Annotated in this window: 20 protein-coding genes; 9 read left to right on the top strand and 11 right to left on the bottom strand. The window is 45.6% G+C overall.

Features of this window, described 5'->3' with window-relative positions; genetic code table 11:
• Positions 1-10: 10 nt before the first annotated feature.
• The 9 genes from rpsC to rpmE all read right to left on the bottom strand — a co-directional run bounded on the left by rpsC (position 11) and on the right by rpmE (position 4762).
• Positions 11-709 carry a 30S ribosomal protein S3 gene (gene rpsC, locus R7P36_RS10765; protein ID WP_005383161.1) on the bottom strand — a complete coding sequence of 233 codons (699 nt, stop codon included), beginning with the start codon at positions 707-709 and terminating at the stop codon, positions 11-13.
• A gap of 18 nt (positions 710-727) precedes the next feature.
• Positions 728-1060 carry a 50S ribosomal protein L22 gene (gene rplV / locus R7P36_RS10760; RefSeq protein WP_005383164.1) on the bottom strand — a complete coding sequence of 111 codons (333 nt, stop codon included), beginning with the start codon at positions 1058-1060 and terminating at the stop codon, positions 728-730.
• 10 nt (positions 1061-1070) lie between these two features.
• A complete protein-coding gene (gene rpsS, locus R7P36_RS10755) occupies positions 1071-1349 on the bottom strand; it encodes a 30S ribosomal protein S19 (RefSeq protein ID WP_004394525.1) in 279 nt (92 codons plus the stop codon).
• A gap of 21 nt (positions 1350-1370) precedes the next feature.
• The gene (gene rplB / locus R7P36_RS10750) at positions 1371-2195 is read right to left on the bottom strand and encodes a 50S ribosomal protein L2 (RefSeq protein WP_005383168.1); all 825 of its coding nucleotides are present in this window, start codon (positions 2193-2195) and stop codon (positions 1371-1373) included.
• A 15-nt stretch (positions 2196-2210) separates the two neighbouring features.
• Positions 2211-2513 (bottom strand): 50S ribosomal protein L23, encoded by a 303-nt coding sequence (gene rplW, locus R7P36_RS10745; protein ID WP_004398471.1) that lies wholly within the window; start codon positions 2511-2513, stop codon positions 2211-2213.
• Positions 2510-3112 (bottom strand): 50S ribosomal protein L4, encoded by a 603-nt coding sequence (rplD, locus tag R7P36_RS10740; RefSeq protein WP_005379556.1) that lies wholly within the window; start codon positions 3110-3112, stop codon positions 2510-2512. Before rplD ends, rplW begins: the two co-directional genes overlap by 4 nt.
• A gap of 17 nt (positions 3113-3129) precedes the next feature.
• Entirely contained in the window at positions 3130-3759 is a 630-nt protein-coding gene (gene rplC, locus R7P36_RS10735; protein WP_005379555.1) for a 50S ribosomal protein L3, read from the bottom strand.
• A 14-nt stretch (positions 3760-3773) separates the two neighbouring features.
• Positions 3774-4085 (bottom strand): 30S ribosomal protein S10, encoded by a 312-nt coding sequence (rpsJ, locus tag R7P36_RS10730; RefSeq protein WP_004410492.1) that lies wholly within the window; start codon positions 4083-4085, stop codon positions 3774-3776.
• Positions 4086-4540: 455 nt separating this feature from the next.
• On the bottom strand, positions 4541-4762 hold the full coding sequence (gene rpmE, locus R7P36_RS10725; RefSeq protein ID WP_005379546.1) for a 50S ribosomal protein L31: 222 nt from the start codon (positions 4760-4762) through the stop codon (positions 4541-4543).
• 295 nt (positions 4763-5057) lie between these two features.
• Between rpmE and priA the strand changes: the two genes are divergently transcribed.
• The 5 genes from priA to hslU all read left to right on the top strand — a co-directional run bounded on the left by priA (position 5058) and on the right by hslU (position 11387).
• Positions 5058-7259, top strand: coding sequence for a primosomal protein N' (priA, locus tag R7P36_RS10720; protein ID WP_318122136.1), 2202 nt, complete (start codon positions 5058-5060; stop codon positions 7257-7259).
• Positions 7260-7563: 304 nt separating this feature from the next.
• On the top strand, positions 7564-8592 hold the full coding sequence (gene cytR / locus R7P36_RS10715) for a DNA-binding transcriptional regulator CytR (protein ID WP_254901949.1): 1029 nt from the start codon (positions 7564-7566) through the stop codon (positions 8590-8592).
• A 224-nt stretch (positions 8593-8816) separates the two neighbouring features.
• Positions 8817-9365 carry a cell division protein FtsN gene (ftsN, locus tag R7P36_RS10710; protein WP_017820300.1) on the top strand — a complete coding sequence of 183 codons (549 nt, stop codon included), beginning with the start codon at positions 8817-8819 and terminating at the stop codon, positions 9363-9365.
• A 115-nt stretch (positions 9366-9480) separates the two neighbouring features.
• Positions 9481-10032 (top strand): ATP-dependent protease subunit HslV, encoded by a 552-nt coding sequence (gene hslV, locus R7P36_RS10705; protein WP_005383176.1) that lies wholly within the window; start codon positions 9481-9483, stop codon positions 10030-10032.
• A gap of 23 nt (positions 10033-10055) precedes the next feature.
• Positions 10056-11387 (top strand): HslU--HslV peptidase ATPase subunit, encoded by a 1332-nt coding sequence (hslU, locus tag R7P36_RS10700; RefSeq protein WP_005397950.1) that lies wholly within the window; start codon positions 10056-10058, stop codon positions 11385-11387.
• A gap of 413 nt (positions 11388-11800) precedes the next feature.
• On the opposite strand, the gene R7P36_RS10695 is transcribed toward hslU, so the two are convergent.
• Both R7P36_RS10695 and R7P36_RS10690 read right to left on the bottom strand, forming a co-directional pair.
• Complete coding sequence (locus R7P36_RS10695; protein ID WP_029857381.1) at positions 11801-12025, bottom strand: hypothetical protein; 225 nt, start codon at positions 12023-12025, stop codon at positions 11801-11803.
• A 136-nt stretch (positions 12026-12161) separates the two neighbouring features.
• Positions 12162-12362 carry an AlpA family transcriptional regulator gene (locus R7P36_RS10690; RefSeq protein ID WP_318072898.1) on the bottom strand — a complete coding sequence of 67 codons (201 nt, stop codon included), beginning with the start codon at positions 12360-12362 and terminating at the stop codon, positions 12162-12164.
• 141 nt (positions 12363-12503) lie between these two features.
• Between R7P36_RS10690 and radC the strand changes: the two genes are divergently transcribed.
• The 4 genes from radC to R7P36_RS10670 all read left to right on the top strand — a co-directional run bounded on the left by radC (position 12504) and on the right by R7P36_RS10670 (position 15501).
• Complete coding sequence (gene radC, locus R7P36_RS10685; protein WP_025631524.1) at positions 12504-12977, top strand: RadC family protein; 474 nt, start codon at positions 12504-12506, stop codon at positions 12975-12977.
• Positions 12974-13405: a DUF2787 domain-containing protein gene (locus R7P36_RS10680; protein ID WP_318122134.1), complete on the top strand. Its 432-nt coding sequence runs from the start codon at positions 12974-12976 to the stop codon at positions 13403-13405. The genes radC and R7P36_RS10680 overlap by 4 nt, the downstream gene beginning before the upstream one ends.
• A 114-nt stretch (positions 13406-13519) precedes the next feature.
• Positions 13520-14344 carry a helix-turn-helix transcriptional regulator gene (locus R7P36_RS10675; protein WP_318072900.1) on the top strand — a complete coding sequence of 275 codons (825 nt, stop codon included), beginning with the start codon at positions 13520-13522 and terminating at the stop codon, positions 14342-14344.
• Complete coding sequence (locus R7P36_RS10670) at positions 14341-15501, top strand: hypothetical protein (RefSeq protein ID WP_318122133.1); 1161 nt, start codon at positions 14341-14343, stop codon at positions 15499-15501. Before R7P36_RS10675 ends, R7P36_RS10670 begins: the two co-directional genes overlap by 4 nt.
• The last annotated feature ends 268 nt before the right edge of the window (positions 15502-15769 follow it).

The following is a 15769-nucleotide window of genomic DNA, read 5'->3' as shown; positions in this document are numbered from 1 at the left end:
TGTCGACTCCTTACTTACGGCCTTTACGCTGCTTCTTAGGCTTGTCGCCTTTAGGCTCTACAGCGTTAGCTGCTGGCATACCACCTAGGATTTCACCTTTGAAGATCCAAGTTTTAATGCCGATCACACCGTATTGAGTGTGAGCCGAAGAAGTTGCGTAATCAATGTCAGCACGTAGAGTGTGTAGAGGCACACGGCCTTCACGGTACCACTCTGAACGTGCGATTTCAGCGCCGCCTAGACGACCGCTTACTTCCACTTTGATACCTTTAGCGCCTAGGCGCATTGCGTTTTGTACTGCGCGCTTCATAGCACGACGGAACATAACACGACGCTCTAGCTGAGACGCGATGCTGTCACCAACAAGTTGCGCATCTAGTTCAGGCTTACGTACTTCAGCGATGTTAATTTGCGCTGGTACACCTGCAATTTTAGCTACAGCTGCGCGTAGCTTCTCAACGTCTTCACCTTTCTTACCGATAACAACGCCTGGACGAGCAGTGTGAATAGTCACACGGATGCTCTTAGCAGGACGCTCGATAACGATACGTGATAGAGACGCTTTTTTCAGTTCACTTGTAAGGAACTGACGTACCTTGAAGTCGCCGTCTAGGTTGTCAGCGAAATCTTTGGTGTTAGCAAACCATGTAGCATTCCAAGGCTTAACGATGCCTAGACGAATACCATTTGGATGTACTTTTTGACCCATTGCTTACTCTCCTAGTCTCTAGCGATCTGCTACAACAACAGTGATGTGGCTTGAACGCTTCAAGATACGATCCGCACGACCTTTAGCACGAGGCATAATACGCTTCATGGTTGGGCCTTCATCTACAAAGATTTTTGCGACATTCAGATCGTCAATATCTGCACCTTCGTTGTGCTCCGCGTTAGCGATAGCAGACTCTAGAACTTTCTTAACTAGTGCAGCAGCTTTTTTGTTGCTGAACGTTAGGATTTCTAGAGCTTGGTCAACAGATTTACCACGGATTAGATCCGCAACTAAGCGAGCTTTCTGAGGCGAAATGCGAGCAAAGTTATGTTTAGCAATTGCTTCCATTATTTACTCCTTAGCGCTTCTTAGCTTTCTTATCCGCAGCGTGACCGCGGTAAGTACGTGTTGGTGCGAATTCACCCAGTTTGTGACCGATCATTTCATCAGTTACAAATACTGGTACGTGCTGACGACCATTATGGACAGCGATGGTCAAACCGATCATCGTAGGGATGATCATTGAACGACGGGACCAAGTCTTAATAGGCTTTTTGTCTCCGCTTTCCACCGCTTTCTCTACCTTCTTCAGCAAGTGTAGGTCAATAAAAGGACCTTTCTTGAGAGAACGTGGCATGGCGATTCCTCTTTATATAGATTACTTGTTACGACGACGTACGATGTACTTGTCAGTGCGTTTGTTCTTACGAGTCTTGAAGCCTTTAGTAGGCATACCCCAAGGAGATACTGGGTGACGACCACCAGAAGTACGGCCTTCACCACCACCGTGTGGGTGGTCAATCGGGTTCATTACAACACCACGAACCGTTGGACGGATACCGCGATGACGTGATGCACCTGCTTTACCAAGTTCACGTAGCATGTGCTCAGAGTTACCAACTTCACCGATTGTTGCACGGCCTTCAGAAAGAACTTTGCGCATCTCGCCAGAACGTAGACGGATAGTTACGTACGCACCGTCGCGAGCAACGATTTGAGCGTAAGCACCAGCCGAACGAGCTAGCTGACCACCTTTACCAGGCTTAAGTTCAACGTTATGTACTGTTGAACCTACTGGGATATTACGCATTGGTAGAGTGTTACCAGCTTTGATTGGTGCATCAACACCAGACTGAATAACATCACCAGCTACAACACCTTTAGGTGCTAGGATGTAGCGACGCTCACCGTCTTTGTAAAGAACTAGAGCAATGTTTGCGCTACGGTTTGGATCGTATTCAAGACGCTCAACTGTCGCTGGAATACCATCTTTAGTACGTTTGAAGTCAACTACACGGTAGTGGTGCTTGTGACCACCGCCGATGTGACGTACTGTGATACGACCCTTGTTGTTACGACCACCGTTCTTAGAGTTTTTCTCTAGAAGAGGTGCGTATGGCTTGCCCTTGTGTAGGTCAGCGTTAACAACTTTAACAACGTGACGACGACCAGGGGAAGTCGGCTTACATTTAACAATAGCCATTTTTAACTACTCCTGTTATTCCGCGCCGCCAACGAAGTCAAGATCTTGACCTTCTTTCAAAGTAACGTACGCTTTCTTAACGTCGCTGCGGCGACCTTGGCGTAGACCTTGACGTTTGGTCTTACCCTTAGTGATAAGAGTATTTACAGACTTAACTTCAACTTCAAATAGCTTTTCTACAGCTGCTTTGATCTCTTTTTTAGTCGCATCTTTAGCTACTTTGAAAACGATAGTGTTCGCTTTCTCAGCTGCCATAGTTGCTTTTTCAGAGATGTGCGGTGCACGTAGAACTTTTAGGATACGCTCTTCAGTGATCATGCTAGCATTTCCTCTACTTGCTTAACTGCTTCTGCAGTCATTACAACTTTGTCAAACGCGATTAGAGATACTGGATCGATACCAGCAACATCACGTGCGTCAACTTTGTATAGGTTACGAGCAGCTAGGAATAGATTCTCATCTACTTCGCTAGTCACGATTAGAGCGTCAGTTAGCTCAAGCTCTTTAAGCTTAGCAACTAGCTCTTTAGTCTTTGGTGCTTCAACTGAGAAGTTATCAACAACGATTAGACGCTCTTGACGAACAAGCTCAGAAAGAATGCTCTTCATAGCACCACGGTACATTTTTTTGTTTACTTTTTGGCTGTGATCTTGTGGTTTCGCAGCAAAAGTAACACCACCTGTACGCCAGATTGGGCTACGGATTGTACCAGCACGCGCACGGCCAGTACCTTTTTGACGCCATGGCTTAGCGCCACCGCCAGAAACTTCTGAACGTGTTTTTTGAGCACGAGTACCTTGACGAGCACCTGCTGCGTACGCAACAACTACTTGGTGTACAAGAGCTTCGTTAAACTCACGTCCGAAAGTAGTTTCGGAAACAGTTAGTGCATCGGCACCTTTAACCATTAGTTCCATTACTTACTCCTGAGACGTTATGCTTTAACAGCTGGTTTAACGATCACGTTGCCGCCAGTTGCGCCTGGGACTGCACCTTTAATAAGAAGCAGGTTGCGCTCAGCGTCAACACGTACGATCTCTAGGTTTTGAGTCGTTACACGCTCAGCACCCATGTGACCTGCCATTTTCTTGCCTTTAAATACGCGACCTGGAGTCTGACATTGACCGATAGAACCAGGAGCACGGTGAGACAATGAGTTACCGTGAGTCATATCTTGAGTACGGAAGTTCCAACGCTTAACAGCGCCTTGGAAACCTTTACCCTTAGATGTACCAGTAACGTCTACTTTCTTAGTTTCGTTGAATAGTTCAACAGTTAGTTCTGAACCAACTTCGAACTCTTCGCCGTTTTCTAAACGGAATTCCCAAAGACCGCGACCAGCTTCAACGCCAGCTTTAGCAAAGTGACCTGCTTCAGCTTTGTTTACGCGGTTAGCTTTCTTAGAACCAGCTGTAACCTGGATTGCTGCGTAGCCGTCAGTTTCAAGAGTTTTCACTTGAGAAACACGGTTAGCTTCAACCTCAACAACAGTTACTGGGATAGAAACGCCTTCTTCAGTAAATACGCGGGTCATGCCCACTTTACGACCGATTAGACCAATCATACTTCTAATCTCCCTTAACCTAGGCTAATTTGAACGTCAACGCCCGCAGCAAGGTCTAGACGCATTAGAGCATCAACAGTCTTGTCTGTTGGCTCAACGATGTCGATTAGACGCTTGTGAGTACGGATTTCGTACTGGTCACGTGCTTTCTTGTTAACGTGTGGAGAGATAAGAACTGTGAAACGCTCTTTACGAGTTGGCAGTGGGATTGGACCACGAACCTGTGCGCCAGTGCGCTTAGCTGTTTCAACGATTTCCGCTGTAGAAGCATCGATTAGTTTGTAATCGAAAGCTTTTAGGCGGATACGGATACGTTGGTTCTGCATGAGACAGAGCTCCAAATTTAATAAATTACACAAACAATATCGCCACTCAAACTCGTCAAGACGAGAGAATGCCGATTGATTTATGTGAAACCGTAGCATCCAAGATTAGGACGCATTGTCAGTTAATTTTCGATTAACTATCCCTATATGCCAAAGTCACCTTTGAGGATAGTTTTTCCGAAGAAAAGATAGCTAATTGTATTAACCGCGAACATAAGCTGAGTATACATTACCTCACAAATCCTTAGATTTGCTCGCTCCTCACTGCTCATTGGTTCACAACTGGCTTAACCAGTGCGCTGCATTATACAGATCACACTTTAGGTTGCAAGCGCTGAGTGAAAAATAATCGGGAATATTCCAAACCCTATACATCCCTCTTCGCTTGGTAGCCATTAAACAAAAAGGACGCCGAAGCGTCCTTTTCTAAACTGTAATCGTAATAGCGGCTGCTATTATTTCTTACCGCTTGATAGTGCACCGAAACGCTTGTTGAAGCGATCAACACGGCCGCCTGTATCAACGATACGTTGCTTACCAGTGTAGAATGGGTGACACTTGTCACATACGTCTAGGTGGATAGACTCTTTACCTAGAGTAGAGTTGAACTCAAAAGAGTTGCCGCAAGAACAAGTCGCTTTTACTGCTTTGTATTCTGGGTGGATACCAGCTTTCATGGGATAACCTCAATAGTAGGCCGTGTCGCTATACGAATCTAAGCCGCACACCACACGCAATTAATAATAAAATGGGATACCGCATCAACTAATTGCCGAAGCCATATCTCAAGGCGCGATATAGTAAAGAATCACATTGCTCGGATCAACATATTTGGCAACTTTTTCGCCACTTTTTTAGCCAGACTAATCATAGAGGCACGATTCACGCTGAATCACATAGCTTTACTCGAATTTCCATACCGATTTTAATAGACTCTCATTTCCTTTCCCTCTTTTTAATAGCTAAGAATTTATGCGTCCAACCATTGCTAGAGTGGCATTACCCGTTCCGCTCGACAAACAATTTGATTACGCCATTCCGGGGCACCTGTTTCCGATCATTGGTGGACGCGTTTCCGTACCTTTTGGACGCCAAACCTTAGTCGGCATCGTCACCGCCATGGTGAACCACTCCGACTTTCCTAAAGAGCAGCTTAAGCCAATCAAAGCGGTATTAGACTCCCAACCGATATGGCCAGAGACGCTTTATTCTCTGCTAAATTGGTGCAGCCAGTTCTATCAGTACCCTCTAGGTGACACTCTACACAATGCAATGCCTGCCGCGCTGAGGAAAGGCAAACCGGCCGACTTTGCAACGCTACAAGAATGGCAACTGACTGAAGCAGGAAGAAATAAGCTCATGCAAGGGCTTGGGCGTGCAGTAAAACAACAGCGTGCACTCCAAATGATGGTCAACGGCCCAATCTCGCATCAAGAACTCTTGGATCAAGAAGTAAACTCGACCATCTTAAAAAATCTCGAAGAAAAAGGTTGGGTCGAGCGCATCGAGAAAAAGCCGACCATTACGAAATGGAGTCAAAATGTAGAGTGTGCGGTAGAGAAACCAAAGCTTAACCATGAACAAGCACTCGCGATTGCCAGCGTAAATAGCCAAACGGGCTTTGCTTGCTATTTATTAGAAGGGGTCACGGGATCCGGTAAAACCGAAGTTTACTTAAACCTTATCAAGCCCGTTCTAGAGCAAGGGAAACAAGCATTAGTTTTAGTACCTGAGATCGGTCTAACGCCTCAAACCATCAACCGCTTTAAACATCGATTTAATGTCCCAGTAGATGTGATTCATTCCGGTTTGAATGAAACAGAGCGTTTGAACGCCTGGTTATCGGCTCGCGATAAAGCCGCGGGGATCATCATTGGTACGCGCTCAGCCCTACTGACACCTTTTGCTGATTTGGGGATTATTATCGTTGATGAAGAGCATGACTCCTCTTATAAGCAACAAGACAGCTTGCGTTACCACGCTCGTGATGTTGCTGTCATGCGCGCCCATAAAGAGCAAGTGCCGATTGTCCTTGGCTCAGCGACGCCAGCGTTAGAAACCCTACATAATGCGCTGTCTGGTAAATATCACCATTTAACACTCACCCAACGAGCTGGCTCTGCCGTGCCAACCACCAATAAAGTGTTAGATGTAAAAGGTCAGTATTTAGAAAGTGGCTTATCCGCCCAACTGATTGCCGAAATGCGCAAACACTTAAAAATGGGCAATCAGGTTATGTTGTTTCTTAACCGCCGAGGTTTCTCGCCCGCTTTGATGTGCCATGAATGTGGTTGGATTGCAGAATGTAAACGCTGTGATGCGTACTATACGTTCCACCATTACAGCAACGAAATACGCTGCCATCACTGCGGCTCACAACAACCTGTCATTCATCAGTGTCAGGGATGTGGTTCAACTCAACTGGTTACCGTCGGCGTAGGAACGGAACAGCTCGAACAACAATTGGCTCAGTTGTTTCCAGAATACGAAGCCATTCGCATCGACAGAGACAGCACACGTCGCAAAGGTAGCTTGGAAGATGCCCTTGAGTCGATTCGTAAAGGTGAATACCAAATACTGATAGGCACTCAAATGCTGGCTAAGGGGCACCACTTTCCAAATGTAACGCTCGTTGCTCTTTTGGATGTTGATGGCTCTCTATATAGTAGTGACTTCCGCGCTTCGGAGCGATTAGCTCAGCTGTTTATTCAGGTCGCAGGTCGTGCTGGCCGAGCAAGTAAACCTGGCGAAGTGATCCTGCAAACTCACCATCCTGAGCACAGCTTGCTGCAAGCCCTACTTCAAAAAGACTATCGTCACTTTGCTATGACAGCTCTGGAAGAACGTAAGCTCGCCCAGCTTCCGCCTTATAGTTTCTTGACTCTGTTTAAAGCAGAAGCAAACCAAAGTGAAGTGGTTGAAGACTTCTTACGTCAGGTTCGCTTTACCTTAGAATCGCATCCTTTATTTGACGACACTTGCATGGTGCTGGGTCCAACACCATCACCTCTCGCCAAACGTGCAGGCAAATACCGCTGGCAGCTGTTACTTCAAACCCAGCATCGTTCATTGATGCAAAAGTTATTAACCAGTGCCAAACCTGCTATTGAGTTGTTGCCAAATGCCAAGAAAGTTCGCTGGAATTTAGACATAGAGCCACAAGATCTCAGCTAGCAAACGTTTAACTATGTAATGAATTACCATTTAATGTGACAAACATCACAACGGGATTGCAATTTTTGTTAAACAGACCGTAACTTTCACTTTAGAAATGAATAGACTATCCAAATTAGAAAAGTCTAAAGTGACTTGTTCGCACAGGCTTAGATTAAAACAATGACTATTCCCACAGATTGATGTCGCAGTGAAGAATCCATTTTTCCACTTGTTAACACGAACTGAGCGAAGAGCAAACGATGCTCTAACTCAGCGTGATTATTATGATTTCAAACAGGAATAACGTCATCTTGGCAAAAAAATAAACGAGAGGTTAAAAACTATGGCGACAATGAAGGATGTTGCCCAGCTTGCGGGAGTGTCTACGGCTACGGTATCTCGAGCATTAATGAACCCAGAGAAGGTCTCTTCTTCAACGAGAAAAAGAGTAGAAGATGCCGTACTTGAAGCGGGTTATTCTCCAAACTCATTAGCGCGTAACTTACGTAGAAACGAATCAAAAACCATTGTCACTATCGTTCCCGACATCTGTGATCCTTATTTTTCTGAAATTATTCGCGGTATTGAAGATGCTGCCATGGAACATGGCTATCTAGTCCTGCTGGGCGATAGCGGACAACAGAAGAAACGTGAAAGTTCTTTCGTTAACCTCGTATTTACTAAGCAGGCAGATGGAATGCTACTGCTTGGCACAGATCTACCGTTCGATGTCAGTAAGCCAGAGCAAAAGAACTTACCTCCGATGGTAATGGCGTGTGAATTTGCGCCTGAACTCGAGCTTCCGACAGTACATATTGATAACCTGACCTCAGCATTTGAAGCGGTGAATTACCTAACCCAATTAGGTCATAAACGCATTGCTCAAATCTCTGGACCAGATACAGCAATATTGTGTCAGTTCCGCCAGCAAGGCTACCAACAAGCCCTGCGCCGTGCCGGCATCAATAAAGATCCACAATATAGTGTCATTACTGAGTTCTCTTTTGATGGCGGAGCAAAAGCCGTTCGTAAACTGCTCGAATTGCCAGAGCCACCAACGGCTATTTTCTGCCACTGTGACACAATGGCCATCGGCGCAATTCAAGAAGCGAAAAAGCTTGGCTTACGAGTACCGCAAGATCTCTCTGTTGTGGGCTTTGATGACATTAACTTCGCTCAGTACTGCGATCCACCGTTGACCACTATCTCTCAGCCTCGCTATGAGATTGGTCGACAAGCGATGCTAATGATGCTTGAGATGTTAAAAGGACACGACGTGCATTCAGGCTCGCGCCTACTTGAAACTAACCTCGTCATTCGCGGAAGTGCAGCGCCACCACAGCGCCCTTAACCTAAAGATTAGGTATTCATACCCAAAGCGGTGCTAAGGCGCCGCTTTTTATTTGCCCCTCCTGCTTTTTGTGTATCCCCGAATAAATATAAGCAAGAACGGAAACACACTCCTACACTCGGGCGTTGTCGCGCTTTAGCTATCAAGATTCTATCAATAGGGTGTTTTCTCAACTCGTTCTGGATTAACATATTTGCAAGAATCCTTGATGACCAGAAATAACCGTGGCAAATAGAGATTATGTAAGACGGGGGCGAGGCGCCCCAAAAAAGTCGACAAAAAAACAGCCGCCGAGAAGAAAAAAACCTTGGCGTAGTGGCCTGCTCGCTATCTTGCTCGTGGGTGGTTTTGGCTATGGTCTTTACCTTTTGAGTAGCGACCCAGAACCCAAACAACCTGTCGTGAAGCAGCCAACAACCACTGTAAGCAAACCAAAGCCGAAAAAAGACTTGCCGCCACCACCAGAAGAAAAGTGGGAATATGTTGAGTCACTACCGAAACGTGAAGTTGAAGTTGTGGCCAAAGAAATTGAAGTTTCTAAAATTCCTTACATCATGCAGTGTGGCGCGTACAAAACCCAGGCACAAGCGGAAGAGCGCAAGCTTGCAATCGCGTTCCAAGGGATGTCGAGCAAGATTCGTAAGAAAGAAGGCAGTTCATGGTATCGCGTGGTGCTAGGTCCGTATAAGTTCAAACGTGATGCAGAACGTGACCGTCATAAACTGCAACGCGCGAAAATCGAGCCATGTGCGATTTGGAAAGAAAATCTTTAAACTCAGGCCCTAGGAGCTAAGATCCTAGGGCCTTTCTTTTTGCCCCCTTGAATCCCTATTTCCCCTCCCCCATATACTGAATTAAATCCAAAGAGAAATAATCAAGAGGTCGACTGTGACTACCATTGTATCTGTACGTCGAAATAATAAAGTCGTCATCGCGGGTGATGGCCAAGTATCTCTAGGCAATACCGTAATGAAAGGTAATGCGCGCAAAGTTCGCCGCTTATATAACAACCAAGTACTAGCGGGCTTTGCTGGCGGCACTGCGGATGCCTTCACCCTTTTTGAGCGCTTCGAAAGCAAGCTGCAAATGCACCAAGGCCACCTAACTAAGGCTGCGGTTGAGCTAGCCAAAGACTGGCGTAGCGATCGTGCTCTGCGCAAGCTCGAAGCCTTGCTTGCCGTTGCCGACGAAACCGCATCGTTAATCATTACCGGTAATGGTGATGTCGTACAGCCAGAACACGACCTGATTGCGATTGGCTCTGGTGGTGCTTACGCACAAGCTGCAGCAACCGCCCTACTAGAAAACACAGATCTAGATGCTCGTGAGATCGCGGAAAAAGCTCTCAATATCGCGGGTGATATTTGTGTCTTCACCAACCACCACCACACAGTAGAAGAGCTAGACTCAACGGTAGAGCCTGAAAAACCAACCGCGTAATCGTAACGAAGTAAGGAAAGAATATGTCTGAAATGACGCCTCGCGAAATCGTTCATGAATTGAACCGCCACATTATCGGTCAAGAAAAAGCCAAACGTTCGGTTGCGATTGCACTTCGTAACCGCTGGCGCCGCATGCAGCTTGAAGAAAGCTTGCGTGCCGAAGTGACGCCAAAAAACATCTTGATGATTGGCCCTACTGGTGTTGGTAAGACTGAAATCGCACGACGCCTCGCAAAACTGGCAAATGCCCCTTTCATCAAAGTTGAAGCGACAAAATTCACCGAAGTGGGTTACGTTGGTAAAGAAGTTGAAACCATCATCCGTGACCTAACAGATGTCGCTGTGAAAATGACGCATCAACAAGCGATGGAAAAAGTGAAATTCCGCGCAGAAGAACAAGCGGAAGAACGCATTCTTGATGCGCTACTGCCACCAGCACGTGATAGTTGGGGTCAAGCAGAGCAAACGGAAGAGTCTTCTCACACTCGCCAGATCTTCCGTAAGAAACTGCGTGAAGGCCAACTAGACGATAAAGAAATTGAAATCGACGTAGCCGCACCGCAGATGGGCGTAGAGATCATGGCGCCTCCTGGTATGGAAGAGATGACTAACCAGCTGCAAGGCATGTTCCAAAACCTGGCAGGCGACACTAAGAAAAAACGTAAGCTGAAAATCAAAGACGCAATGAAAGCGTTAGCGGAAGAAGAAGCGGCGAAACTGGTAAACCAAGAAGAGCTAAAAGAAGCAGCGATTTTCAACGTTGAAAACAACGGCATCGTATTTATCGATGAGATCGACAAAATCTGTAAACGCGGCGAGAGCTCAGGCCCAGACGTTTCACGCGAAGGTGTTCAGCGTGACCTACTTCCATTGATTGAAGGCAGCACGGTATCAACCAAGCACGGCATGGTAAAAACAGACCACATTCTGTTTGTTGCATCTGGTGCATTCCAAGTGGCAAAACCATCTGACTTGATCCCAGAATTGCAAGGTCGTCTACCAATTCGTGTTGAGCTAGAAGCACTAAGCAGCAACGACTTCAAACGTATTCTGACAGAGCCAAAAGCCTCTCTAACAGAGCAGTACGTTGCGTTGATGAAAACGGAAGATGTGGACATCGAATTCACAGAAGACGGCATCACGCAAATCGCGGAAGCGGCATGGACGGTCAACGAAAGCACAGAAAACATCGGTGCTCGTCGCTTACACACCGTTATGGAACGCTTAATGGATGAAATCTCTTACGACGCAGCGGAGCAATCTGGCGCTAAATTCGTTATTGATTCCGCTTACGTGAAAGAGCGACTAGGCGACACGATTGAAGATGAAGATCTAAGCCGCTTTATTCTGTAAGTAGTAAGAGTCAATTAGCCTAGAGAATTACCTAGTGTAAATGTACATATTTGGAAATTTTCATTTGGTGCATTTAAGCCATTACCATCACGCCACTTTTAATAAGAGCGACACTGGGTAATGGCTTTCTTGATCTACGCGAAACTGATACTAAATTTCAAAAAAAAATATCCATAGACGATGAGAGCGCAATGCCTATACCTCTATGGATAACGAATTAAGTTTACTCTAATCTCGTAGCGCCATGTAACACGCGTTTTCACCTTATTGTAGGATGAGAGCTTTCAGGCAACTAATCGAAATCTATGTTTAATATTAATTAGATGATTCCTCTCCCTGAATAAAGAAAGCGGGCTCAGACATGGACTCTCAAGTATAGAACCTGAAACGAATATAATTATAGGTTTTGTATCTTATAGTTCGTCACAATATTCGTTAGCTGTGACAGTAGGGCATTGCAAACGTGTGGATTGCATAGCTTGGTCAATCAATGCCGCTGACGTTCCAACCAACACAGACACGACAATGCCACTAGATGTAATTGTTCCTTTCGGGCCAAATACTGGCGCAGCAGTGATCACACCAGCAACACTCGCAGTTCCTGTAATTGCCTTACCAAGCGTTTGATACAAAGACATAAAAACTCCATTATTAACAAGTAAAAAAAGGTTGCCGATGGCAACCCTTTCGATTGAATAACACACTTTGAAACTTCTCGTTTATCGTAATGAAAGGTCATTCACCTGAATGATATATATTCATAAATAGCTCAAATCAAAGTAGCTGACTTCCCTCACACCAACGTGTCAATAGAATGCTCTCAACCCAATCACCTACTTCACTTTCTACCCATGCTACCGCACGGTCACCAAAGTTGACCGACTTCGGGAAAGCATCCTCGTTCATTTTTCGGTAGATAGCCGAGCGGCTTAATTCAGTCTTTTCCATCACTTCTTTCATCTTTAAAAATCTCATGGGACCTACTCCTAATTCATTTACCCATGGGGTAACGCTGTGTTAGAAAAACGTTCAGGACTCTTCTTCACTCTTAATCTAATTACTTTCAGATATATGTCCTCTTAGTGAAGTACCTATCGTTTAACACTTGGAGGACCTATGTCGAGCAATCACCTTCACTACCAAAAACAAAAGAAACATCAAGAAAATGAAATCCTAGAGCATGCTGCTGAAATCCTCGCTAACCGCTACGTTCGAGGTAATGCCCTTTGTAACCCGGAAGCAACCAAAGAGTATGTTCGATTCAAACTAGCCAGTGCGGAGCACGAGGTTTTCGCTCTGCTACTACTTGATAACCAACACCGTGTCATCGAGTTTAAATCACTCTTCAAAGGCACCATTGACTCCGCCAGCGTTTATCCGCGCGAGGTCGTCAAAAGCGTCTTGGAAGTGAATGCGGCGGCGGTCATTCTTGCGCATAACCACCCTTCTGGTGACCCTTCCCCATCTCAAGCGGATAGGCGTATCACACGTAAGCTTATCGACGCTTTAGCGTTAGTGGATGTCAGGGTGCTTGACCATATCGTTGTAGGAGAAAGCAGTGTCTCGTTTGCAGAAAAGGGGTGGCTATGATCAACACGATTTATGGTGGCGTTTCTTTAGCGCCACAATTGCATCAACTATTGGAGAATCTATTTAAGGGGTACTCTTTACCTGACAATGCCAAACAGTTGCTCTTGACTTGCCGCCAATTAAGCTACTACCGCCATAGCCGAGGTATTCATCCTGTTGAAGTGCAGTTCAAACGCACTGCAAATTCAGAGCCCTGGCAGATTGTCTTCTTTGCCAGCTTTTCTTACCCATTTGAGAGCGCGCTCAACGTTCAGCCTGAACTGTACTTCCACCTTGCCAAGGGATGGTGTTATCAGCCCGATACAGGGGCGGTAAACCTTGAACACCCAGAAGTAATCGACCTTCTTCAGGTATGGATGAAAACGTTCGCTCGACATCTTTCAAGCATGGATTTTGACGAGATCGATTTATCCATCGTTGGAAAATAAGCCTCTGCCCCTTTAATCACGACACTTCATGACGTAGGTGTGACAAATTGCGTCGTATCATTTTTGCTTAAAGCATTGATACGACGAGCTTTGTCGCACCTTTTTGATATTGTCATGCCCAACAGAACGAACCTTGTTGAACTGACCATGACGCAACCTAATCAAACTCAGTATCACCTTGAGCTTATCTTGGCGATTTACAACCTTATTCCTTACAATAAGAAAGTCACCGCTAGGCAAATTCAAGCTCAATTGTCCCCGCTTGGTTTAGAGCGTTCCTTACGCACTATCCAACGTAATCTGTCCGCTATCTGTGCCATGTTTCCCAATATCATGGTGGATGATAGAGACAAACCCTTTGGCTACCAAAAAACCGAAGCTCTGAAGATGAGCACAACGGCTCACGAAGCGGTATTGCTCTATTGGCTCATCGAGTCAACCAAGCATCACCTGCCTAACAGCCTAGCTCTACTCTTAGATGACTTTCTCTCGAACATAACCCCTGAAGACATCAATAACCTTCAAAATCATTGGTCATCTAAAGTTCCTATCACCATCCAAAACCCATTAAGTAACCACATTCAAGTCGATATTCAGGTTTTCCAGATTGTATGCCTAGCGACACTTCAACAGCGTCTTATCTCATTACAGATAAACGAAGGCGATGACGCTCTGCGCCTAACTAACGTTCAACCAATAAGTCTCGTACTCCATCAAGGAAGTCCTTATCTCGTTTGGCGGACACACTCGCATACCAAGTTGAACACCTTACCTCTTAGCAACATCCAGGAGGCCACCATGTCGAGCTTTCGCTTTGAACTTCAAACGGATGCAACTCTGCTCGCCTCTGAAGTTCAAGAGCTGTTTGATATCGCTAGCTCTCATCTTGAATTCAACACAATAGTCCCCTCTAAAACTTACTATGGAGAAATAGAATGAACCTATCTAAAACCCTACTTACCACTGCTCTCTTTTCCGCTCCTTTCGCCTTAATCGGGTGTGGAGGCTCTTCTGGCGGGAGCGACCATAACGACTTAGGACAGCCGTATCAATTTGGTGGTGCTGTGCAGAAAGGCCCTCTACAACCTGGTTCAGTCGTCACCGCCTATGAACTTAACCAAGACTTAGAAAAAACCGACATCTCCTACACTACTCAAATAGAGGACTATGAAGGTAATTACAACATGAATGAGCGATTCAATACGCCTTATGTCGAGCTCGTTGCACAGGGGGATTACTTTAATGAGCTGACAGGAAAAAGTGATGAGCAGATGCGCATGAGCGCTTTTGTCGATATGAACGCGACGACACAAGTGAACTTCAATGTTGCTACAGCGGCCATGAAAGCCAGTATCATGGCAAAGGTACAAGCCGGACAGTCCTTTGATGAGGCGGTACATGAAACCACCTCTGAGCTGCTAAGCCTTTACAGTTATGACCCTGCGCAATGGGCAGACGATATTAACTTCTATAACGTCAACCTTTCTAACGCTGGCGATACCAGCACTGTGCTGCTCGTTATCTCTGCAAGTACTTTAACCATGGCGACCGAAAACGGACTCACGTTAGAGCAACAAATCGAGAAAATTGGTCAGGTCTTGTTAGAGCCTAAGTCCGTTCAGTTTGAAGAGATGAAACAAGCACTAACCCAGTACAGCCTCGCACTATACAAAACTGCCGCTTATGAAAATACTCAGAAGTACTACGCAGACAACGGTCTAGACTTTGATATTCCGCACATCGATTACTTCATCGATGTTGATGGTGATGGCGTACTGCCTAACAAAGACCTACCTGTGTTTGCTTACACTGGCGGTGTTAATATCGGTTCTGATGAAATCGGAGGACTACGTCCAGCTGCCGCTGGTGCTATCGACTACCAAGGTCGTCCTATGACGTTCGAGGTCATCGGTGAATTCCAGCACGGTGAAATCGCATCAATTGAATACACTGATACTGGCGTTAGTATTTGGTATCGTCTAACGGATGTAGACTTTGAAGGTCAGTCATTCGAAGACTGCGTTACGGTTAATACAGTAAAACCTGCACCTGCTAACTTTCCATGGAAAGCATGTGTTACTCTAACCAAACCGTAATCTTCAGCAGTTCGTAAAAATAGGAAGCCTAGCTTCCTGTTTTTTTGTCTGACTCCCAATGTCATTGTGGAGCGCAACGAAGCGTATTTAGAAAGAAGACGTGAATAACTAAGTACGTGAGACGGCATTTACACTGACACAGACGTAGGGTTCTGAGGACGGATATCATTAACACTACTGTTGTTATCGAGGCCAATATACCAGCGGCGCATGACCATACTACCGAATGCTGTGTGCTTATCTAGTATACTCCGAATGGCAGATTAAA

The organism is Vibrio sp. 397, from assembly GCF_033339395.1.
Taxonomy (GTDB): domain Bacteria; phylum Pseudomonadota; class Gammaproteobacteria; order Enterobacterales; family Vibrionaceae; genus Vibrio; species Vibrio alginolyticus.
The sequence above is the reverse complement of the archived record's forward strand: the minus strand, read 5'-3'. Positions and strand labels throughout refer to the sequence as shown.